At 59.1% G+C, this 20,215-nt stretch carries 20 protein-coding genes; 11 read left to right on the top strand and 9 right to left on the bottom strand.

Going from position 1 to position 20,215, the window contains the following annotated elements; translation table 11 throughout:
- The first annotated feature begins 1 nt into the window (after window position 1).
- Together recG and ACXYMP_RS13330 are read left to right on the top strand one after the other, a co-directional pair.
- Window positions 2-2,092 (top strand): ATP-dependent DNA helicase RecG, encoded by a 2,091-nt coding sequence (gene recG, locus ACXYMP_RS13335; RefSeq protein WP_458906904.1) that lies wholly within the window; start codon window positions 2-4, stop codon window positions 2,090-2,092.
- A gap of 136 nt (window positions 2,093-2,228) precedes the next feature.
- Window positions 2,229-2,351 (top strand): hypothetical protein, encoded by a 123-nt coding sequence (locus ACXYMP_RS13330; protein ID WP_298566734.1) that lies wholly within the window; start codon window positions 2,229-2,231, stop codon window positions 2,349-2,351.
- A 187-nt stretch (window positions 2,352-2,538) separates the two neighbouring features.
- Here the strand turns inward: ACXYMP_RS13330 and ACXYMP_RS13325 are convergent, their stop codons facing one another.
- Both ACXYMP_RS13325 and ACXYMP_RS13320 read right to left on the bottom strand, forming a co-directional pair.
- On the bottom strand, window positions 2,539-3,951 hold the full coding sequence (locus ACXYMP_RS13325; RefSeq protein ID WP_458906902.1) for a methyl-accepting chemotaxis protein: 1,413 nt from the start codon (window positions 3,949-3,951) through the stop codon (window positions 2,539-2,541).
- A 54-nt stretch (window positions 3,952-4,005) separates the two neighbouring features.
- Window positions 4,006-4,446, bottom strand: a complete 441-nt coding sequence (locus ACXYMP_RS13320) for an iron-sulfur cluster assembly scaffold protein (protein ID WP_458906900.1) — start codon at window positions 4,444-4,446, stop codon at window positions 4,006-4,008.
- Window positions 4,447-4,519: 73 nt separating this feature from the next.
- Here ACXYMP_RS13320 and hisI point away from each other — a divergent pair, with 73 nt between their 5' ends.
- Window positions 4,520-4,879, top strand: a complete 360-nt coding sequence (hisI, locus tag ACXYMP_RS13315; RefSeq protein WP_458906898.1) for a phosphoribosyl-AMP cyclohydrolase — start codon at window positions 4,520-4,522, stop codon at window positions 4,877-4,879.
- Here hisI and gluQRS read toward each other — a convergent pair.
- The 4 genes from gluQRS to gyrA form a co-directional block, all read right to left on the bottom strand.
- The gene (gene gluQRS / locus ACXYMP_RS13310; protein ID WP_458906896.1) at window positions 4,876-5,739 is read right to left on the bottom strand and encodes a tRNA glutamyl-Q(34) synthetase GluQRS; all 864 of its coding nucleotides are present in this window, start codon (window positions 5,737-5,739) and stop codon (window positions 4,876-4,878) included. The genes hisI and gluQRS overlap by 4 nt on opposite strands.
- A gap of 19 nt (window positions 5,740-5,758) precedes the next feature.
- Complete coding sequence (gene trmFO / locus ACXYMP_RS13305) at window positions 5,759-7,105, bottom strand: methylenetetrahydrofolate--tRNA-(uracil(54)-C(5))-methyltransferase (FADH(2)-oxidizing) TrmFO (protein WP_458906894.1); 1,347 nt, start codon at window positions 7,103-7,105, stop codon at window positions 5,759-5,761.
- Between the two features lie 43 nt (window positions 7,106-7,148).
- Window positions 7,149-7,538 carry a VOC family protein gene (locus ACXYMP_RS13300; protein ID WP_458906892.1) on the bottom strand — a complete coding sequence of 130 codons (390 nt, stop codon included), beginning with the start codon at window positions 7,536-7,538 and terminating at the stop codon, window positions 7,149-7,151.
- A gap of 133 nt (window positions 7,539-7,671) precedes the next feature.
- A complete protein-coding gene (gyrA, locus tag ACXYMP_RS13295; protein ID WP_458907354.1) occupies window positions 7,672-10,401 on the bottom strand; it encodes a DNA gyrase subunit A in 2,730 nt (909 codons plus the stop codon).
- Window positions 10,402-10,635: 234 nt separating this feature from the next.
- Between gyrA and ctaA the strand changes: the two genes are divergently transcribed.
- The 3 genes from ctaA to ACXYMP_RS13280 all read left to right on the top strand — a co-directional run bounded on the left by ctaA (window position 10,636) and on the right by ACXYMP_RS13280 (window position 14,291).
- Complete coding sequence (gene ctaA / locus ACXYMP_RS13290; protein WP_298566742.1) at window positions 10,636-11,784, top strand: heme A synthase; 1,149 nt, start codon at window positions 10,636-10,638, stop codon at window positions 11,782-11,784.
- 9 nt (window positions 11,785-11,793) lie between these two features.
- On the top strand, window positions 11,794-13,272 hold the full coding sequence (locus tag ACXYMP_RS13285; protein WP_458906889.1) for a carboxypeptidase M32: 1,479 nt from the start codon (window positions 11,794-11,796) through the stop codon (window positions 13,270-13,272).
- 401 nt (window positions 13,273-13,673) lie between these two features.
- Entirely contained in the window at window positions 13,674-14,291 is a 618-nt protein-coding gene (locus ACXYMP_RS13280; RefSeq protein WP_298566745.1) for a transglutaminase-like cysteine peptidase, read from the top strand.
- Between the two features lie 103 nt (window positions 14,292-14,394).
- Here the strand turns inward: ACXYMP_RS13280 and ACXYMP_RS13275 are convergent, their stop codons facing one another.
- From ACXYMP_RS13275 to ACXYMP_RS13265, 3 genes are all read right to left on the bottom strand, one after another.
- Window positions 14,395-15,039 (bottom strand): hypothetical protein, encoded by a 645-nt coding sequence (locus ACXYMP_RS13275; RefSeq protein WP_458906887.1) that lies wholly within the window; start codon window positions 15,037-15,039, stop codon window positions 14,395-14,397.
- 387 nt (window positions 15,040-15,426) lie between these two features.
- Window positions 15,427-15,648 (bottom strand): hypothetical protein, encoded by a 222-nt coding sequence (locus ACXYMP_RS13270; protein ID WP_298566747.1) that lies wholly within the window; start codon window positions 15,646-15,648, stop codon window positions 15,427-15,429.
- An 11-nt stretch (window positions 15,649-15,659) separates the two neighbouring features.
- Window positions 15,660-16,313 carry an alpha/beta hydrolase gene (locus tag ACXYMP_RS13265; RefSeq protein ID WP_298566748.1) on the bottom strand — a complete coding sequence of 218 codons (654 nt, stop codon included), beginning with the start codon at window positions 16,311-16,313 and terminating at the stop codon, window positions 15,660-15,662.
- Window positions 16,314-16,501: 188 nt separating this feature from the next.
- Here ACXYMP_RS13265 and iscR point away from each other — a divergent pair, with 188 nt between their 5' ends.
- From iscR to ACXYMP_RS13240, 5 genes are read left to right on the top strand one after another with little or no spacing between them, the layout of a single operon-like run.
- Window positions 16,502-16,963: a Fe-S cluster assembly transcriptional regulator IscR gene (iscR, locus tag ACXYMP_RS13260; RefSeq protein WP_458906884.1), complete on the top strand. Its 462-nt coding sequence runs from the start codon at window positions 16,502-16,504 to the stop codon at window positions 16,961-16,963.
- Between the two features lie 59 nt (window positions 16,964-17,022).
- Window positions 17,023-18,066, top strand: a complete 1,044-nt coding sequence (locus ACXYMP_RS13255) for a cysteine desulfurase family protein (protein ID WP_458907352.1) — start codon at window positions 17,023-17,025, stop codon at window positions 18,064-18,066.
- Between the two features lie 27 nt (window positions 18,067-18,093).
- On the top strand, window positions 18,094-19,617 hold the full coding sequence (gene sufB, locus ACXYMP_RS13250) for a Fe-S cluster assembly protein SufB (RefSeq protein ID WP_298566751.1): 1,524 nt from the start codon (window positions 18,094-18,096) through the stop codon (window positions 19,615-19,617).
- Window positions 19,618-19,653: 36 nt separating this feature from the next.
- The gene (locus ACXYMP_RS13245; protein ID WP_248362944.1) at window positions 19,654-19,866 is read left to right on the top strand and encodes a hypothetical protein; all 213 of its coding nucleotides are present in this window, start codon (window positions 19,654-19,656) and stop codon (window positions 19,864-19,866) included.
- Between the two features lie 28 nt (window positions 19,867-19,894).
- Window positions 19,895-20,206, top strand: coding sequence for a heavy metal-binding domain-containing protein (locus ACXYMP_RS13240; protein ID WP_248362943.1), 312 nt, complete (start codon window positions 19,895-19,897; stop codon window positions 20,204-20,206).
- The last annotated feature ends 9 nt before the right edge of the window (window positions 20,207-20,215 follow it).

Genomic DNA, 20,215 nt, shown 5'->3' with positions numbered 1-20,215 from the left:
CATGGCGACGCGACCCGAAATTCTGTTTCCCCTGTTTGCCAAGCTTGAAACGCTGGGCGGCATTGGCGAAAAGACGGCCAAAGGTCTGGGAACGCTTGGTATTACGCTCCCGCGCGATTTGCTGTTCTGGTTGCCGCATGCAGGGATCGACCGCAAATTTCGCGCCTCGGTGACCGAGGTGCAGCTTGGCGAAATCGCCACGGTCGAAATCGAGGTGTTGAAGCACCGCCCGGGTCGTACACGAACCGCCCCCTATCGGATCGAGGTCAAAGACGCCCTGACCACCTTCGATCTGGTGTTTTTCCACGCAAATGCAAATTGGCTTTCAAAGCAATTGCCTGAAGGCGAAACCCGCGTGATCTCGGGCAAGGTCGAGGCTTTTGATGGTGCCTTGCAGATCGCGCATCCCGACTACATCCTGCCGCCAAATGATGTTGATGAAATACCCGATTACGAACCGGTATACCGGCTGACTGCGGGCATTACCGGACGCACCATCGCCAAGGGGGTCGGCGAGGTGCTGACCCGTTTGCCTGTGTTGAAGGAATGGATCGACCCGGAGTTGAAATCGCGCGAACATTGGCCGGACTGGCACATGGCATTGCGACAGGCCCATACCCCACAAGGCGCCGATGACCTGTCGCCCCAATCGCCCGCGCGCCGCCGCTTGGCCTATGACGAGTTCTTCGCCCATCAGCTGACACTTGCGCTTGCACGCGCAAAGGTGCGCCGTGGCAAGGGACGGCTCAGCGTTGGCACCGGGCAGTTGCAGGAGAAGGTATTGGCGGCCTTGCCCTATGCGCCCACAGCAGCACAACGTCGTGCGGTCGAAGAAATTGCAGCCGATATGGCGTCGGGTCAAAGGATGAACCGGTTGTTGCAGGGCGATGTGGGCTCTGGCAAGACGCTGGTCGCTTTGCTGTCGCTTCTGGTCGCGGTCGAGGCCGGCGGGCAGGGCGTCATGATGGCCCCGACCGAGATCTTGGCCGCTCAGCATCTTGAAGCGATCCGCCCGTTGGCCGAAGCGGCGGGGGTCGTGGTCGCACTGCTGACGGGGCGTGACAAGGGGGCCGAAAGGCGATCCAAGCTTGAAGCCTTGGCGCGGGGCGACATTCACATTCTTGTCGGCACCCATGCGGTGTTTCAGAAAGATGTCGTTTTTCAAGACCTTCGACTTGCCGTCGTGGATGAACAGCACCGGTTTGGTGTCTCGCAACGCATGGAGCTTGGGGCAAAAGGGCAGGCCTCGGACGTGCTTGTAATGACAGCCACACCGATTCCCCGCAGTTTGGCGCTTGCCCAGTATGGCGATATGGATGTGTCGGTGCTGGATGAAAAGCCACCGGGGCGAAAGCCGATCAAGACCGTGCTTGTGTCCGACGGCCGCATTGACGAAGTGGTCGAACGGTTGCGCCGCGCGATTGACGACGGCGCACAGGCCTATTGGGTTTGTCCCTTGGTCGAAGAAAGCGAAGTGATGGACATGACGGCCGCCGAGGAACGGTTCAAGCTTCTGCGCGCAGACCTGGGCGAGGGTGTGGTTGGTCTGGTGCATGGGCAAATGCCGCCCGCCGAAAAAGATGCCGCAATGGCCGCCTTCGTCGCTGGCGACACCCGGCTGTTGGTTGCAACGACGGTGATCGAAGTTGGCGTGGACGTGCCCAATGCCTCGATCATGGTGATCGAACGCGCCGAGCACTTCGGGCTGGCCCAACTGCACCAGCTGCGCGGACGTGTGGGCCGGGGGCAGACGGCGTCGACCTGTTTGCTGCTGTATCAACCGCCCCTGACCGAAAGCGGCGAGAAACGCCTGTCGGTGATGCGCGACACCGAAGATGGGTTCGTGATTTCCGAGGCGGATTTGGAAATGCGCGGGGCCGGGGACGTGTTGGGGACCGCGCAGTCCGGTCTGCCACGGTTCTGGGTTGGAGATCTTGAACATCAGGCGGCTTTGATGGTCGTGGCCCAGAAAGACGCGCGTCTTCTGTTGCATCAAGACCCCGATCTGACGACCGCACGGGGGCATGCGGCACGCGTTCTACTGTGGCTGATGCGGCAGGACGAAGCCATTCGTTTGATTTCAGTGGGTTAGCCCATTTGTTCTCATAAGTTCACAAATGTTCTTAAAAAGTTCTTTACAAACCGCGCGCAAATATGCGAACAAAATAGCAACAAAGGTGATGTGGTTCACGAAGACCCCACCGAAACAGAGCGCAGGAGAGTTTGTCATGCTGAACGAAATGAAAGCTGTATTGTCCCGATCATCCGCCACAATTTGGCAGGATGCCGTCGGTGGCATGTGCCTGTTGGTTGTTCTTTTTGGAGCGCTTCATCTGCCCGGGGCGATCTAACCCCAATCCAGTTTCTGCCTGCGGAGGGTCCGGACACTGCATCATGTCCCAAATGCGATGTATCATGACGGTTCACTGCCCGTCACTTGTCCCAAGACCCGGTGTGACTGCCTCTTTCCCACACCGGACCCCGAAAACCCGTCCCGCTACCTTCCGCCGCCTCCCTGCCAGGAGTGCGGCGGTTTTTTTATGCATCGGCCAAATAGGCCATGCGCAAGCCGCCCCAATGGCGGCCGTTCACCACGATTGGCGCCGACAGGTCCTTCATTAACGCGAATTGCCCGCCGCCCATGTCACGACGATAGACTTGCAGCAGAAACGGGGCGGTGGATTGCCCGGCTTTCAGGCCGACACGGTCGTCAAAAATCCTTCGGTTCCGGCAATGCGCCATGTTCCAGACCGGATCGTCACTTTGGGGATGCGAAAAGCACTTGTTGTGTGTGGGCAGGTAGCCGCGTTGATCGACCGCAGCACAAAACACAACGCGCGCGTCGCTGGTCAATGCGGCTTCCAGTATCTCGGGCAATATGCTGTCGGTCAGACGTGTGAATGGTGCCATCACCTGTTGTGGATTGCTTCCTGGGATCACGTGGTAGGTTTCTGAAAACAGCGCGGCTTCGGTGACCAACTGCGTGTCCAATGCGTGTTCAAACCGTTTCGCAATTTGGCGCGCGTCGCTTTGGACCCGTTCGATGAATTGCCGGTCCCCGGACACCACACCCAGCCCGACCGTAAGCTGGACCATCCGTTCAGACAGGTCGATCATACCATTGGTTTGCTGGCTGACATGGTGAACACCGGTGGCGGTTTTGGCCGCGCACCCGCTGATGCTTTCGAACGCGGGCAGAAAGTCGGACACCAATGCGCCGACGGTTTCAGCCTCGGTCTTTATTTGGCGGGTCGCGTGCGCGTTTTTCGCAGCCCGTTCGGCCAGATCTTGACTTGCGGTCGTGATCGCGACCGAGCTTTCTATGACGCGCCCAGCCTCCGTCGCAACATCCGCGGATTGGCTGTTCAGGGTGCCTACGGTCCGTGTCAACGCATCCACATCCGAGAATATATTCTCGGCGGTCTTGGTTGTCTTGGCGGACAATTCGTTGATTGCTGCGGCGACAACCGCGAAGCCACGCCCCGCGTCACCTGCGCGAGCGGCTTCGATCTTGGCATTCACCGCAAGGATGTTGACCTGCGCGGCAATCGACGCGATTTGTTCGTTGCTTTTGTGGATGTTGCGCAAGGTGTCGGTCATCTGTGCCATCTGGTCGGCCAGCGCGTTGACCCATTGCGCGATGCCTTGTGCCTGCTGGGCGTTTGTTTCGACCTGATCGGCTGTGGCTTTGGCGGATTGCGCGTTGGTTTGCGCACGGCTCATCAGGTCATGCAGCGTGGTTAGAACTGTCGCGTTCGATGCGAGAACGTGCTGGGACTGCCGGGTAAGTGCCTCGATCGACTGTTTTTGCTGGCCGGCCATCATATCGACATCTGCCAGAAATCCAGCAACATCGACGATCTTGAAGCCAAGTTCCGCCGCCGCGCGGGCGATGTCATCAAGGCCCTGCTTTGATGCGTCCGGAATTGGGAAAGCTTGGTTTTCGATCATGACCGCCACATGTTTCACGTGGCTCGGTGATACAGCAGAGGTCTTATCAGGTGCTTAACTGCTGCGCGCCTTTTCAATCGCTGCAAGCGTGGCATCCAGCGGTAGCAAGATCGAGGCATGGCGGTTTTTGAACTCGCGCGCGGGCAGCAAAGTCTCGTAGCCCTCGAAGGGTGCGGATGGCACGGGGCCGTTCTTTGCCAACATCGCGTGCAATTCTTCGCGGCCCCGCGCAAGTGTTTGCGCATCAAGCCCGATCACAACCTTGCCCAAAACCGCCGCCGAGGCTTGCCCAAGCGCACAGGCTTTTACGTTTTGGGCAAACCCGGTCACGATATCGTCCTTAAGGGTGAGCCCGACAGACACCATGGACCCGCACAGGGGGGAGCGTGCCTTAGCCTCGGCGTCTGGTGCGTCAAGCATTCCAAGATGCGGAATGGCAGCGGCCAGAGCCAGTATCTGCTTAGAATAGAGCTTGATCAGGTCACTGTCGCTCATTGTCATCCCGCCTTTCGCCTATCGTTGTATCGGACTACATAAGGGGCAGGTGGAAGATTGGAAAGGACGGGCCATGAAATTCGACGCGCGTGAATTGATCTATGATGCGAAGGGTCTGATCCCGGCCATCGCACAGGATGTCGACAGTGGCGAGGTTCTGATGATGGCGTGGATGAACGAAGAGTCCGTGCGGCGCACGCTTGAGACCGGGCGCGTGACCTACTGGTCGCGATCCCGTCAGAGCTTTTGGGTGAAAGGGGAAAGCTCGGGCCATGTGCAAGAGCTGGTCGATTTCCGCCTCGATTGCGATCGTGATTGCCTGCTGGTTCAGGTGCGGCAGACAGGCCCTGCCTGCCATACAAACCGGCGAAGTTGTTTCTACACGGCCGTGAGGGATGGCGAAGCTGTCACGTTGATGGAGCCTATGGCCTAAAGCCCAACCATCTTTCGGATGTCGTCCGGCGATTTGCCTTCAGCGCGATACGTCGAAATCGCGCGCGCATCATCGCGTTTGGCGAGGCGCTTGCCTGTTTCGTCACGGATCAGTCGGTGGTGATGGAAGATTGGTTGGGGCAGGCCCAGAAGCTCTTGCAAGATCACGTGGATACGGGTGGCGGCGAACAGGTCCTGACCGCGAACCACATGCGTGATGTCTTGTGCCGCGTCGTCCACCACAACGGCTAGGTGATAGGAGGTTCCCATCGCTTTGCGTGCCAACACGATATCGCCTATGTCGCGCACTGCGTCGTCGCCGCTGAAGGTGATGGTCCCGGTCTCAGCGTCAGGACCTGCGCCGGTTTCGAAAAACCGATAGGTTTTGGACGCCGTCGCCCGCGCCATGTCGAGGCGCAAGGCAGTATCACGGGGCAACGGACCGGTGGGGGGCGTGGCCGGGCGGCAGGTGCCGGGATAGATCACCCCGTCGGGACCAATCGCCGGCGACGCACCTTCCTGAGGGGCACTGGCGGCATCGGCGATGTCGCGGCGCGTGCAGTGGCATGGATAAAGCAAGCCCTTGGCCCAAAGGGTCTGCAGGGCCGTATCATAGGCAGGCTGGCGATCTTGTTGGCGGATCGGGGGGGCGTCCCAGCGGACACCCAGCCACTGCAGATCATCAAAAATTTGCGTTTCCCAATGCGGTTTGGAACGCGCCCGGTCGATGTCTTCTATGCGCAACAAAAAACGACCACCCGCGGTGCGGGCCATCGAGAAAGCTAGCAACGCCGAGTAAGCGTGACCCAGATGAAGCGGCCCTGTGGGCGATGGCGCGAAACGTGTTGTGAATACAGACATTTACGCTCCACACTTCATGTCAGTCAAAGGCCGAAAGCCAATCGGTCCACGCTGCTTTCGCGCGGTCCGTATAGGCTTTGTAGCGGTCTTTTCGACCGCGTCGCCCGCCTTTCAACCCGTCAACGGGGCGAAACAGCCCGAAGTTGACGTTCATCGGCTGAAAGGTTTTCGCCTCAGCGCCGCCGGTGATGTGATGGATCAGGGCACCCATAGCGGTGTCTTGCGGCAGCTTCGGAAGGGGGCGGCCAAGGATCTCGGCCGCGGCCATGCGACCTGCCAGCAAGCCCATTGCGGCGCTTTCCACGTATCCTTCGACCCCGGTCACCTGTCCCGCAAAGCGCAGGTTGGGACGCGACTTCAAGCGCATCTGGTCATCCAGCAGCGTCGGCGAATTCATGAAGGTGTTGCGATGAATCCCACCCAGACGCGCGAAGGAAGCGTTCTCCAACCCTGGGATCGTCTTGAATACATCGGTCTGCGCCCCGTATTTCATCTTGGTTTGAAAGCCAACGATATTATAAAGCGTGCCCAATGCGTTATCACGGCGAAGTTGAACCACCGCATAGGGCTTGTCTTCGGGTTTATGGGCGTTTGTCAGACCAATGGGTTTCATCGGTCCAAAACGCAACGTTTCACGGCCACGCTCGGCCATCACCTCGATCGGCAGGCAGCCGTCGAAATAGGTGGCGGTTTCGCCGTCGTGAAATTCGGTCTTGTCAGCGGCCAGAAGCGCGTCGATGAACGCTTCATACTGCGGCTTGGTCATCGGGCAGTTAAGGTAGGCCTTCTGCTCTTCTTCCGTGTCGCCCTTGTCATAACGCGACTGCGCCCAAACCACGTCCATGTCGATGCTGTCGGCATAGACGATGGGGGCGATGGCATCGAAAAACGCCAGCCGGTCCGTGCCGGTTTCGCGTGCAATCGCTTCGCCAAGCGCGGGTGAGGTGAGCGGACCGGTGGCGAAAATCCAGCTGCCGTCATCGGGCAGGTCGGTGATCTCGCCGTAATCGACCCGGACATTCGGCAGGGCGCGCAGCTTGGCGGTGACGGCTTGCGCAAAGGCCTCGCGGTCGACGGCAAGCGCACCACCGGCAGGCAGGCGGTTTTCGTCGGCCGTTGCCATGATGACCCCGTCGGCCTTGCGCATTTCCCAATGCAGCAAGCCCACAGCGTTTTGTTCGTCGTCGTCAGAACGGAACGAATTGGAGCACACCATTTCAGCGAAATCGCCGGATTGGTGGGCAAAGGTGCCAACGTTCGGGCGCATTTCATGCAGCACCACATCGACGCCCATGTGCGCCGCTTGCCACGCTGCTTCGGATCCGGCCATGCCGCCGCCGACAATATGAAGGGTCTTTTCAGTCATGTGCCGCAGATAGGCGAACGCGTGCGAAAAGGGAAGGGGCGCATTAGCGTTTTGGTTGCAGCAGATCCCAAAGGTTGCCGTGCAGATCTTCGAACACGGCGACCGTCCCATAGGGTTCGTGGCGCGCCTCTTCGCGGAAGGTGACGCCGGCCTTCGTCATATGGGCATACATCGCGTCGAAATCATCTGTGAACAGAAAATGCCCGACGCGCCCGCCGGCCTGATTTCCGACGGCGCGCCGCTGATCACCTGTTGCGCGCGCGATCAGAAACGCGGTTTGTGCGTCGTGCTGAGGCGCCATGCGCACCCAACGCTTGCCGTGGCCCATGTCGGTGTCTTCCAGCAAAACGAACTGCAACGCCTCCTGAAACCAAGAGATCGCGCGATCATATTCGTCGGTCAGGAAGGCAATCAGGCCAAGTCTGTTGTTCACGTGTGACCTCAGTTCGCCGTGGTGCAAGGCGAGTCGCTTGAAAAAACGTCAAGCCAAGACGGCGGAGAAAGGACACTATGGGTCCGGTGACAATGATCACGCGATCCATGGTGTCCTGAATGGTGCTGCGACGTCAGGTGTCTGTCCCTGCATCGCTTTCGCTCACGGCCTCGGTGTCAGAGGCAAGCTCGTCGCTGGTATCCTCATCCGACTGCTCGGCAATCCGAGCGACCGACACGACCTCTTCGCCTTTGCCGGTGTTGAACACTTTGACGCCACCTGCGCCGCGTGACCGGAAGCTGATGCCGTCGACGGGGCACCGGATCGACTGGCCCTTGGACGTGGCCAGCATGATCTGGTCCTCCTGCGCGACCGGGAACGACGCCACAAGGGTGCCGCCACGCATCGCCTTGTCCATCGCGGCCACACCCTGACCGCCGCGTCCACGCACCGGATAGTCATGCGACGAACTGATCTTGCCCGCACCGCCAGAGGTGATGGTCAGGATCAAGTCCTCGGCGGCTTGCATTTCTTCAAACCGCTCGGGCGTTATGTCGCCTTCGGGCTCGTCGGCACCTTCATCATCAGCCCCCGCCATGGCGCGACGCATCTTGAGGTAGGCGGCGCGTTCGTCGGCTGTCGCTTCGAAATGTCGGATCACCGACATCGACACGACCTTGTCGCCGTCGTTCACAAGCCTGATGCCGCGCACGCCGATCGAATCGCGGCCCTTGAACACACGCACTTCGGTGGTCGGGAACCGGATGGCACGCCCTGATGCGGTCACCAGCATGATGTCGTCTTCATCGGTGCAGATCCGCGCGTCGACCATTTCGACGCCCTCGGGAAGCTTCATGGCGATCTTGCCGTTTGATTTCACATTGGTGAAGTCTGACAGCGCGTTACGGCGCACGCCACCGGCGGTGGTCGCAAAGAAGATTTGCAGATCGTCCCAATCCTCTTCAGGCGCATCCACCGGCATGATCGCCGCCACGGACACACCGGGCGGGATGGGCAGAATATTCACGATGGCCTTGCCCTTGGCGGTGCGTCCCCCTTGCGGCAGACGCCATGTCTTCAGCTTGTAGACCATGCCTTCGGTGGTGAAGAACAAAAGCTGCGTATGGGTGTTGGCCACGAACAAAGTGGTCACCACATCCTCTTCCTTGGTCTGCATCCCGGACAGCCCCTTGCCGCCGCGCTTTTGCGCGCGGAAATCGGCCAGAGGCGTGCGCTTGATATAGCCGGTTTCGGTCACCGTCACGACCATGTCTTCGCGCTCGATCAGGTCTTCGTCGTCCATGTCGCCGGACCAGTCCACGATCTGGGTTCTGCGCGGCACGGCGAAGGCGTCTTTCACCTCGCGCAGTTCATCCGAGATGATCGCCATGATCCGGTCGCGCGAACGCAGAATATCCAGGTAGTCGCGTATCTTGGCGGCAAGATCTTGCAGTTCGTCGGTGACTTCCTTCACCCCCATCGCCGTCAGGCGTTGCAGGCGCAATTCCAAGATGGCGCGGGCCTGTGCTTCGGACAGGTTATAGGTCCCATCCTCGTTCATCTTGTGGCTTGGATCATCGATCAACTGAATATATTCGGCGATGTCATGCGCCGGCCATCGGCGTTCCATAAGCTTGGCGCGGGCATCGGCCGGATCATGCGAGGCGCGGATGGTCGCGACGACCTCATCCACGTTCGAAACGGCAACGGCCAGACCACACAGCACATGGCTGCGTTCGCGTGCCTTGCGCAAGTCAAACGCCGTGCGGCGCGTCACAACTTCTTCACGGAACGTTATGAAATAGCTCAGGAAATCGTAAAGCGTCAGTTGTTCTGGGCGTCCGCCATTCAACGCCAGCATATTGCACCCGAACGAGGTCTGCATCTGCGTATAGCGGAACAACTGGTTCAACACGACCTCGGCGGTCGCATCGCGCTTCAGTTCGACAACCACGCGCACGCCGATCCGGTCGCTTTCATCCTGAACGCTGGAAATTCCCTCCAGCTTCTTTTCGCGCACCAATTCGGCGATCTTTTCGATCATCGAGGCCTTGTTGACCTGATACGGGATCTCGTCCAGCACGATGGCATAGCGATCTTTGCGGATCTCCTCGATCCGGGTCTTGGCGCGAATAATGACGCTGCCGCGCCCCTCAAGATAGGCTTTGCGGGCACCAGAGCGCCCAAGCATGATGCCGCCGGTCGGGAAGTCGGGGCCGGGGACATACTCCATCAACCCTTCCGAGCTCAGATCCGGGTTTTCGATCAGCGCCAGCGTGGCGTCGACCACTTCGCCCAAATTGTGGGGCGGGATATTGGTGGCCATGCCAACCGCGATGCCGCCGGCACCATTGACAAGCATGTTGGGAAAGCGCGCGGGCAGGACGGTCGGTTCAAGGTCTTTACCGTCGTAGTTGTCCTGAAAATCGACCGTGTCTTTCTCGATATCCGCCAACAAGGAGGCGGCCGGTTTGTCCATCCGCACTTCGGTATACCGCATGGCAGCGGCGTTATCGCCGTCCATTGAGCCGAAATTGCCCTGACCATCCAGAAGCGGCAGCGACATCGAGAACGGCTGCGCCATGCGCACCAGCGCGTCATAGATCGCGCTGTCACCGTGGGGGTGGAATTTCCCCATCGTGTCGCCAACCGGTCGGGCCGATTTCCGATACGGTTTGTCATGGGTGTTTCCGGTGCCGTACATCGCATACAGGATGCGCCTGTGGACCGGTTTAAGACCGTCACGCAGGTCGGGAATCGCCCGGCTGACGATCACGCTCATCGCATAATCGAGATAGGAGCTTTTCATCTCCTCTTCGATCGAGATTTGCGGGCCATCATAGGTGGGGCGTTCAGGCGGCATTTCGCCTTCGTTTTCAGGTGCTTCAGGGGTATCTGTCACGTTGTCCGCCGTTTTGGTGTGGGTCACACAATATATGGTTGTGCTGACTATATCATCGGGGTTGAGACAGGGGCAACCAAAAGGACTGGACCTTTGGCGATAACCTTCGGATTTCCAACTTTTTCCTGCCCCTTGCCCCCTTGGCATTCGGGCTCAAGTAAAGGAATATCGCGCCGAAGCGATTGGGAGAGCCAGATGACAAAGCCCCGCAGCATTTTTGAAGAGGTCGGCACGGACACGCAAGGTGACCGAAAGACCGTCGCCACAGGGATGATCGAACGCGGATCGGGTGGCGGCGCGGCGCGCGGTGCGGTGCGGATATGGCTGTTGGTGCTGTTTGCACTGGTCGCCGCGATGGTCGTGGTCGGCGGGTTGACCCGGCTGACTGATTCCGGGCTGTCGATCACCGAATGGGCGCCGTTCACCGGCGCCATGCCCCCCACATCCGACGCTGCATGGGCGGCCGAGTTCGCAAAATACCAGAAGATCCCCGAATTCCAGTTGCAAAACAGCAGTATGGATCTGGCTGACTTCAAGGCGATCTATTGGTGGGAATGGGGACATCGTCAGCTTGGCCGCTTTATCGGTTTGGTCTGGGCGATCGGTTTCTTCGGATTTCTGGCGGCCCGAAAAATCCCGAATGGTTGGACCGGACGATTGGCGTTGCTGGGCGTGCTTGGGGGGCTTCAAGGTGCTATCGGCTGGTGGATGGTATCCTCTGGCCTGTCGGGCGACCGGGTGGATGTGGCATCTTACCGGCTGGCGATCCATCTGGGTCTGGCGTTCATCATCCTTGGGCTTATCGCCTGGTTCATCTTGCTGCTTGGACGGCGCGAAGCCGACCTGATGACCGCCCGTCGCCTGCGCGAAACCAAGCTGTTTGGCATGGGCACAGGTCTTCTTCATCTTGCGTTTCTGCAGATCCTGTTGGGCGCGCTGGTCGCGGGCATCGACGCAGGGCGCTCGTTCGTGGACTGGCCCTGGATGGCGGGACAGATCTTTCCGCCCGACGCGTTCGACCTAAGCCCGATCTGGCGCAACTTTTTCGAAAACGCAGGGCTTGTGCAGTTCATGCACCGGATTGTCGGCTACCTGCTGGTCATTTTTGCCTTCGTCGTGTGGCGGGTGTCACGCCGGTCGGGCAACCAAATGGTGCGCACGGCTTACACTCTGGCGGGTCTGATGGTGCTTGGGCAAGCGGTGCTGGGGATCACGACGGTTCTGCAAGCCTCGCCCTTGCATGTTGCGATCACCCATCAGGTGGGCGCGATCCTGACCTGGGTCCTGATCCTGAACGCGCGTTTCCTGGCAGGCTACCCCGCCGAACAATCTATCCGAGGCTAGGCGATGACCATGACAGCATTCGACGACCTGATGCGTTTCCAGCGTGACACGCAGGCGCTGAGCGAGATTGCCGGGCGGCTTGGCTGGGACCAGGAAACGGTGATGCCAGACGGGGCAGGGGCGCAGCGCGCCGACGAAATGGCCGCCATCGAGAATGTGTTGCACGCCCGTCGGATCGACCCAAAGGTGCGCGACTGGCTGGCCGCCATCGACGCAAGCACCTTGTCGCCCACAGATGCAGCCCAACTGCGCGAAATCAAACGCGCCCGGGACCGTGCTGACAAGGTGCCCGTCGCGTTGTCGACCGCGATCGCGCGCGCAACCTCGGCCGCGCAACGCCGCTGGGCCGAGGCCCGCGCGGCCGATGATGTCGCCGCGTTCAAACCTGTGTTGGCCGAGATCGTATCGCTGCGCCGCGAAGAGGCTGCGGCGCTGGCCGCTGGCGGCGATCTTTATGATGCGCTGCTGGATGACTATGAGCCCGGCGCCTCGGGATCAGAGATACAGGCGATGTTCGACGCGATGCGCCCCCGTCTGGTCCGACTGCGCGACGCGGCCCTTGGGGCAGCTCACCCACCCCAGAAGGTGATAGGAGCCTATCCGGCAAAAAAGCAGATCAAACTGGCCCGCAAGCTGGCGAAGACCTTCGGCTATGACATGACCCATGGGCGGCTTGATACGGCCGTCCATCCGTTCAGCTCAGGCTCTGGGTTGGATGTGCGCATCACCACGCGCACCAACAAGCATGACCCGTTCAACTGCATCTATTCGACCATCCACGAGGTCGGGCACGCCTGCTATGAGCAGAATGTGGACCGCGCCTATCTGCTGACTCCGATTGGACGCGGTGCGTCGATGGGGGTGCACGAAAGCCAATCACGGCTGTATGAAAACCAGATCGGACGCTCGCAGGCCTTCACGGGCTGGCTCTACGGGCAGATGGAACAGCGTTTCGGCTATGCCCCGGCCAGCGATGCGGATGCCTTCTATGGCACGGTAAACCGACTTGAGAAGGGGTTTATCCGCACCGAAGCCGACGAGGTGCAATATAACCTGCATGTGATGCTGCGCTTCGACCTTGAACGTCGGCTGATCGCAGGGCAGCTGGATGTAGCGGATCTGGAGGACGCGTGGAACGCGCGCTTCGAAGCGGATTTCGGCTATCAGGTCGATCGCGCCTCGAACGGGGTGTTGCAGGATGTGCATTGGGCAGTAGGGCTGTTTGGGTATTTCCCGACATATAGTCTTGGCAATGTGTATGCGGGCTGTCTTCACAGCGCCCTGCGTGCCGATCTGCCTGATGTGGATGCGCACCTTGCCGCAGGCGACGCCACATATGCCACGGCCTGGTTGAAAGACAAGGTGCAACGGCACGGCGCGCTTCATTCACCGAAACGAACGGTCGAACTGGCGACTGGAGCACCGGTGTCGGTGGAGCCGCTTCTGTCCTACCTCGAAGCCAAGTTTTCAGAGATTTACCGGCTGTAGGGCAGGGCGCGGGCATGCGCCGTCGGGGTCTTCCGCCTGGAAGAATCAGTCTGCCCTGACCACCGCTCGGATTGAGGCAATCGCGCCCGAATGTGACAACCGCTGCCACATTCTTTCCCAGTTTGAGCGGAACAAATGATGCACGCATGGCGGGTTTCGGCAGAATAATGCGCATGGAAAACGTGCGGAACAAGTGATTTCGGCGGTAATCCGCGCTTAACGGTTCAGGCGTTAGGCTGTGGCGTGAAAATGATGCAGTTAAGTCCCACGCAGGCCAGCTTTCGGTCACTTTCGCCAAATACGGTGTCTTGGCTACCCTCCCGTAGCTCGTGTCGAAACGCAGCTTCACTTACGTCTTGCCCCTGCAAGTCGATCGTGTGGCATAGATGAGGTGAACCTGAATGACGATGATATCCCGTGTCCGAACGCGCCAAAGGACCGGCCGCACCACTCTGATGGGTGTCGCTGCCTCGTTGCTCAGTGCCTTTGTGCTGTTGGCTTCTGTGCCCACCACCGCCTCGGCGTCACCCTTCCTGGCCTCGAAGGGGCGGACGGCGGCACCTCCGGGTGCACAGAATCTGTGCCGGTCTTACAATTGGGCCTGCGCCAAGTCGCGGGCGTCAAAAGCCGTAACCTCGGCGCAGATCAAGCTGGCGCACGCGATCAACTTGCAAGTCAACCGGACCACCCGCTCTGTAGAGGACAGCCAGCAATACGGCGTGGCCGAACGCTGGACCATCCCGTCCAAACGCGGTGGCGATTGTGAGGACTACGCCCTTGCAAAGAAACGTGCATTGGTCAGCAAAGGGATCGATCCGCAACGTCTTTTGATTGCGACGGTTCTGGATCGCAAAAGAAATTCCCACGCTGTCTTGGTGTTCCGCACCGATAAAGGCGACATGATTTTGGACAACATGACCAACAAGATCCGAAGCTGGAAAGAAACGCGCTATGTGTTTCTCCGGATGCAAGATCCCAACAGCCCGTCACGCTGGGTAAACGTGTTTCTGGGCGGCTGAGCCGCGCTCAGAATTGAAATACTTTCAGGTCTAACGAACAAAGGCGCGCAATATTGCGCGCCTTTTTTACTTTGTAGCGATCCAGTCTAAGACCGGCTCGGCGCTATTGCGGGTAGGATCCGCCACCATCGCAGCCTGAACGGACCCTGGCACGCACCAAAAGCTGTCCGCCACCATCGCCGCCACCGACGGAACAACCGCGGTCGCCGCCGTCACGCGGGCCAGTGTCACCACCTTCGCCGCCGTCGCCGTTGCCGCCGGTATCGCCGCCGTCACCGTTGCCGCCAGTATCTCCGCCGTCATCGTTGCCGCCGCCTTCGCCGCCGCCGCCGCCATTACCGCCGCCGCCGCCATTACCGCCGCCGCCGCCATTACCGCCGCCGCCGCCATTACCGCCGCCGCCGCCATTACCGCCGCCGCCGCCGTTACCACCGCCGCCGCCGTTGCCGCCACCGCCAGTTACACGCGCAATGACTTTCGCAACAATGCTGCTTACGCGATCACGGCCTTCGCCTTCCTCTGGCGCAATCGACGCCGTCGGCATGTTGCCTAGAACGGCAGCAAAGCCCGGGCATTCCTCGGTCGTTTTCGAGAGAACGGACAGGAATTCATCCTGTCGCTGGATGTAGCTCAGCATGCCCGGTGTCACCACGTCGCAGGTGCAAAGCGTTTCTGTCTCCAGCGACGCTTCGGCCGTTGCGATAGTGCATCGAACCTGTGATTCAGCAAGCGCGGGTGCGCTGGCCATCGTTAGAAATGTGCAAGTTGATAGGAGCGCTGTCAGCGCTTTTCTTGTGGAAACCATTTTGACCCCTCCGGCAAATTTTTCCAAACAAATGTGCAAGCAGTAGAGAGCAAACTCTCTTTATTTGGCTAAATTATTGACACATTTGAGACATGATTGCGAATGGGTTTTTCGAAACAGTCTATGCCGAGCGTGCACTGTGGGCGGAAAACCGCTTGGAAGTGGCGCATTTACAATCACTTAGTTTGGTGAGCACTATTTGCAACACTTGTTGTAAACTGTCGTGTTAACACGTTAAGGTTGTATTTTTTGTGCTGCATTACGGAACAATAGGGGCGGATTCGTTCTTTTTGTTTCCATTGTTCGCAATAAACGAACCCATGAGTCGCCCTAAACGCTCATCTCTGACTTGATCAGCTGCTTCAGAAGATCACGACCACGAGCCTCTGCGCGGCGGATGCGGATGGCGGTCATGAAGGCTTCTTCCAGCGTCGTCGAAGACGATCCGACCGTCTTCTTGATCTCGACCACCAATTCTTCGTTGCCGGTCAGCCGTTCGGCCTCCAGCACATCCTTGGCCAACGCGTCGGCAACTTGCTCCAGAAGATCCATGGTCGTCTCGTTCAGCGGCTCGTTTCGGTCAGGCGGCGGCGGACATATTCGTCCACATGCGTGATCATCGTATCCATGTGATCATCTTCAAAGAAGTGGCCGGACCCGTCGATTTCGGTATGGGTCACCGTGATGCCCTTCTGCTCATGAAGCTTGTTCACAAGGATATGCGTGTCTGCTGGCGGCGCGACGCGGTCGGCGGTGCCATTGATGATCAGGCCAGAGCTGGGGCAGGGCGCCAGAAAGCTGAAATCATACATGTTGGCCGGAGGGCTGACCGAGATGAAGCCGGTGATTTCCGGGCGTCGCATCAAAAGTTGCATGCCGATCCAAGCGCCGAAGGAAAAGCCAGCGACCCAGCAATGCTTGGCGTTCTGGTTCATGGACTGCAGATAATCCAGCGCCGAGGCCGCATCGGACAATTCGCCCACGCCCTGATCGTATTCGCCCTGGCTGCGGCCAACGCCACGGAAATTGAACCGAAGCACGTTGAAGCCCATGTTGTGGAACGCATAGTGCAGGTTATAGACGACCTTGTTGTTCATCGTGCCACCAAATTGCGGGTGCGGATGAAGAATGATGGCGATCGGGGCGTCTTTTTCCTTTTGGGCGTGGTAACGGCCTTCAAGTCGGCCTTCGGGGCCGGGAAAAATCACTTCGGGCATGCAGTCTGAGCCTCTTTTTTCCAGTCGGATCCTGCGTCGCGCTGTCGTTGCCAGCTTTCTTGACGCGTCCGGACCCGCACCATAATACGGGGGTGGCTGTAATGCGGGCAAGTGGCCCGTGTTTGCCAGTCCTAAGTGACCTAGTGGTCAATGCCCGAAAGGTCAATGTTTTTGAGGGGGAGCACGCGATGAAGCTGTCAACAAAAGGGCGCTATGCCATGGTGGCATTGGCTGACCTTGCGATGCAGGATGAAGGCGTCCTTTTGTCGCTGACGGATCTTGCGAAACGTCAGGACATTTCCCTGCCCTATTTAGAGCAATTGTTCGTAAAACTGCGCCGCGCCGGGCTGGTGGACAGCGTGCGCGGGCCCGGTGGCGGCTATAAACTGGCGCGCCCTGCGTCAGACATCCGGGTGTCCGAAATCCTGACCGCGGTCGATGAGACGGTGTCGGCAATGCACAAAGGCGCCGGCGCATCGGGCGGCATGTCCGGGTCGAAAGCGCAGTCGATGACCAACCGGTTGTGGGAAGGGCTGTCAGCCCATGTTTATGTGTTCCTGCATCAGACGCGCCTGTCGGACGTCGTGAAAAACGAGCTGACCCCATGTCCTGCTGTGCCAACCTTGTTCGCTGTGGTGGACGAGGATTAACCGCCAACGCCCCAGCCAAGGGCGCTATGAAATTCGTCTTACAACACGAGGTGATGCCGGTGGGCCGGACCTATCTAGATTGGAATGCGACAACCCCGTTGCGACCGGAAGCCAAGGCGGCAATGGTTGCGGCGATGGATCTGGTCGGAAATCCGTCTTCCGTCCACGCAGAGGGACGTGCGGCGAAGGGGCTGATCGAGCAGGCACGTAAAGATGTGGCTGCCGCGCTCGGGGCCGATGGGGCAGACGTGATCTTCACCTCGTCCGCGACCGAAGCGGCGGCGCTGGCGCTGGCTGGCAAAGGGATCGCCTGCGCAGGGATCGAACATGATGCGGTGCGGTCTTGGTGTGACGAACGTTTGGCTGTGGATGGAAACGGGACGGTAACGGTCGTCGATCCCGCCACGTCGACCCTTCAACTGGCGAACTCTGAAACCGGGGTAATCCAGACGCTGCCCGAAGGCTTGTTCCTGACGGATGCCACGCAAGCCATTGGCAAGATCCCGTTCGCCTTTAACTGGTGCGGTGCCACGATGGCGGTTGTTTCGGCGCACAAGCTGGGTGGGCCAAAGGGGGTTGGCGCGCTTGTGGTCAAACGAGGCACCGAGATCGCCGCGCAGATCAAGGGAGGCGGGCAAGAAATGGGCCGCCGCTCCGGGACAGAAAACGTTGTGGGCATTGCGGGATTTGCGGCCGCCGCTCGTGCGGCTCAGTCTGATCTGGAGCAGGGTGTCGTGGGGCGCGTCGAAAAACTTAGAAAGATTCTAGAAAACACCATTGCGGAATCGGCAAAAGAGACTATTTTTGTCGGGAAAGACGCGAACAGGCTTCCCAACACCTCGTGCTTCGTTACTCCGGGCTGGAAGGGCGAGACACAGGTGATGGTGATGGACCTGGCCGGTTTTGCGGTTTCCGCAGGGTCGGCCTGTTCATCCGGGAAGGTAAAAACCAGCGCAGCACTTGCTGCAATGGGCTTTGACCGGGAACAAGCGGGATGCGCTTTGCGTGTCTCGCTTGGCCCTGATACGAGCGAAGACGAGGCTTTGGCATTTGCAGATGCCTGGAGCCGTGAATATGAAAAATTCCGGGCGCGGGGCCGTTAAGGCGTGTGCGGTCGGTGAAAGGGTGACATGGCCGGTGTAGATGAGGTGAACGTCAAAGAAGGCGTTGAAGAGGAAACCGTCGAAGCGGTGAAATCGCTGGCCGGAAAGTATAAATACGGCTGGGAAACCGATATCGAGATGGAATACGCCCCCAAAGGGCTGACCACCGATATTGTGCGCCTGATTTCTGAGAAGAATGAAGAACCAGCATGGATGACCGAATGGCGTCTTGAGGCGTTTGCACGGTGGCAAAAGCTGGTCGAACCCGACTGGGCCCTGCTGGATTATCCCGAAATCGACTTTCAGGACCAGTATTACTATGCCCGCCCGAAGTCGATGGAAGTGAAGCCGAAGTCACTTGAAGACGTTGACCCTAAGCTGTTGGCGACATACGAAAAACTTGGCATCCCGCTGAAAGAGCAAATGATCCTTGCCGGCGTTGAAGGCGCCGAAGACGTGCCGGCCGAAGGCCGCAAGGTGGCCGTAGATGCGGTGTTTGACTCTGTCTCTGTCGGCACGACCTTCCAAGCGGAATTGAAGAAGGCTGGCGTCATCTTCTGTTCAATCTCGGAAGCAATCCGTGATCATCCCGAACTGGTGAAAAAATACCTCGGGTCTGTCGTTCCTGTGTCGGACAACTACTATGCGACGCTGAACTCGGCCGTCTTCTCGGACGGGTCGTTCGTTTACATCCCGCCCAACACGCGCTGTCCGATGGAGCTGTCGACCTATTTCCGCATCAACGCGGAAAATACCGGCCAGTTCGAGCGCACGCTGATCATCGCCGACAAAGGATCATACGTCAGCTATCTTGAGGGCTGCACGGCCCCCAAGCGCGACGTTGCACAACTGCACGCCGCCGTGGTCGAAATCATCATCGAAGAAGACGCCGAGGTGAAATACTCGACGGTTCAGAACTGGTATCCCGGTGATGAAAACGGCAAGGGCGGCATTTACAACTTCGTGACCAAACGCGCCGATTGCCGGGGCGACCGGTCAAAGGTGATGTGGACGCAAGTCGAAACAGGCTCGGCCGTGACGTGGAAATACCCGTCCTGCATCCTGCGCGGCAACGAAAGCCAGGGCGAGTTCTATTCCATCGCAATCACCAACAACCACCAGCAGGCCGACACCGGCACCAAGATGATCCATCTGGGGCGCGACACAAAATCTCGGATCGTGTCCAAGGGGATTTCGGCAGGCGTAGCGCAGAACACCTATCGCGGCCTCGTGTCGATGCACCCGAACGCCAAGAACTCGCGCAATTACACCCAGTGCGACAGCCTGCTGATCGGCGACAAATGCGGGGCGCACACCGTGCCTTACATCGAGGTGAAGAACAACTCATCGCGGGTCGAGCATGAGGCGACCACCTCAAAAGTCGATGAAGAACAGATGTTCTATTGCCGCCAGCGGGGCATGGACGAAGAAGAGGCCGTGGCCCTGATCGTCAATGGGTTTGCCAAGGAAGTTCTGCAGGCGCTGCCGATGGAATTTGCCATGGAAGCGCAACAGCTCGTGGCGATTTCGCTGGAAGGATCGGTGGGATAGAAACTCCCGGTCGGTGCGTCAGTCAGAGGAAAGTCGATGGAACAGCAAAGCAAGATGAGAGCGATCCTTGAGGGTTTCGAGACCGTCATTCCATACGTGTTTCCGGCGATCGGCGGTTTAGCGGGGATCATCTATGTAAACCTGCACAAATTGGACCAACTGAACCCGATGTATTGGGTCGGCGGGGGTATTTTCCTTGGCTGGCTCACGGCGCGCGGTGCGCTCGCTGTTCTTGATCGGTGGCGGTGATGCGGCAGGTTGAATTGGAGCACTTCGAATGATTGTCACAACAACCCCCTCGGTCGAAGGCCATCCCATTGTGAAATATCACGGCATCGTCACGGGCGAGGCCATTTTGGGCGCGAACATCTTTCGCGACATCTTTGCACAGGTGCGTGACATCGTGGGCGGGCGCTCGGGCGCGTATGAAGAAGAACTGGGCAAGGCGCGACGCACAGCGCTGGCCGAAATGGAAGAACAAGCGGCGTCAATGGGCGCCAATGCGGTCGTGGGCGTGGACCTCGACTATGAAGTGATCAACAATATGCTGATGGTGTCGGCCTCGGGCACGGCTGTCACTGTTTCGTAAGGATATAAA

It is taken from the genome of Aliiroseovarius sp. CAU 1755 (assembly GCF_054482655.1).
This window is presented reverse-complemented; position numbering and strand designations above follow the sequence as displayed.

Bases quoted from the DNA above. Each gene is read 5' to 3' on its own strand.
- recG (WP_458906904.1), top strand. From the start codon at position 2: ATGGCGACGCGACCCGAAATTCTGTTTCCCCTGTTTGCCAAGCTTGAA.
- ACXYMP_RS13330 (WP_298566734.1), top strand. From the start codon at position 2,229: ATGCTGAACGAAATGAAAGCTGTATTGTCCCGATCATCCGCCACAATT.
- ACXYMP_RS13325 (WP_458906902.1), bottom strand. From the start codon at position 3,951: ATGATCGAAAACCAAGCTTTCCCAATTCCGGACGCATCAAAGCAGGGC.
- ACXYMP_RS13320 (WP_458906900.1), bottom strand. From the start codon at position 4,446: ATGAGCGACAGTGACCTGATCAAGCTCTATTCTAAGCAGATACTGGCT.
- hisI (WP_458906898.1), top strand. From the start codon at position 4,520: ATGAAATTCGACGCGCGTGAATTGATCTATGATGCGAAGGGTCTGATC.
- gluQRS (WP_458906896.1), bottom strand. From the start codon at position 5,739: ATGTCTGTATTCACAACACGTTTCGCGCCATCGCCCACAGGGCCGCTT.
- trmFO (WP_458906894.1), bottom strand. From the start codon at position 7,105: ATGACTGAAAAGACCCTTCATATTGTCGGCGGCGGCATGGCCGGATCC.
- gyrA (WP_458907354.1), bottom strand. From the start codon at position 10,401: ATGCCGCCTGAACGCCCCACCTATGATGGCCCGCAAATCTCGATCGAA.
- ctaA (WP_298566742.1), top strand. From the start codon at position 10,636: ATGACAAAGCCCCGCAGCATTTTTGAAGAGGTCGGCACGGACACGCAA.
- ACXYMP_RS13285 (WP_458906889.1), top strand. From the start codon at position 11,794: ATGACAGCATTCGACGACCTGATGCGTTTCCAGCGTGACACGCAGGCG.
- ACXYMP_RS13280 (WP_298566745.1), top strand. From the start codon at position 13,674: ATGACGATGATATCCCGTGTCCGAACGCGCCAAAGGACCGGCCGCACC.
- ACXYMP_RS13275 (WP_458906887.1), bottom strand. From the start codon at position 15,039: ATGGCCAGCGCACCCGCGCTTGCTGAATCACAGGTTCGATGCACTATC.
- ACXYMP_RS13270 (WP_298566747.1), bottom strand. From the start codon at position 15,648: ATGGATCTTCTGGAGCAAGTTGCCGACGCGTTGGCCAAGGATGTGCTG.
- ACXYMP_RS13265 (WP_298566748.1), bottom strand. From the start codon at position 16,313: ATGCCCGAAGTGATTTTTCCCGGCCCCGAAGGCCGACTTGAAGGCCGT.
- iscR (WP_458906884.1), top strand. From the start codon at position 16,502: ATGAAGCTGTCAACAAAAGGGCGCTATGCCATGGTGGCATTGGCTGAC.
- sufB (WP_298566751.1), top strand. From the start codon at position 18,094: ATGGCCGGTGTAGATGAGGTGAACGTCAAAGAAGGCGTTGAAGAGGAA.
- ACXYMP_RS13245 (WP_248362944.1), top strand. From the start codon at position 19,654: ATGGAACAGCAAAGCAAGATGAGAGCGATCCTTGAGGGTTTCGAGACC.
- ACXYMP_RS13240 (WP_248362943.1), top strand. From the start codon at position 19,895: ATGATTGTCACAACAACCCCCTCGGTCGAAGGCCATCCCATTGTGAAA.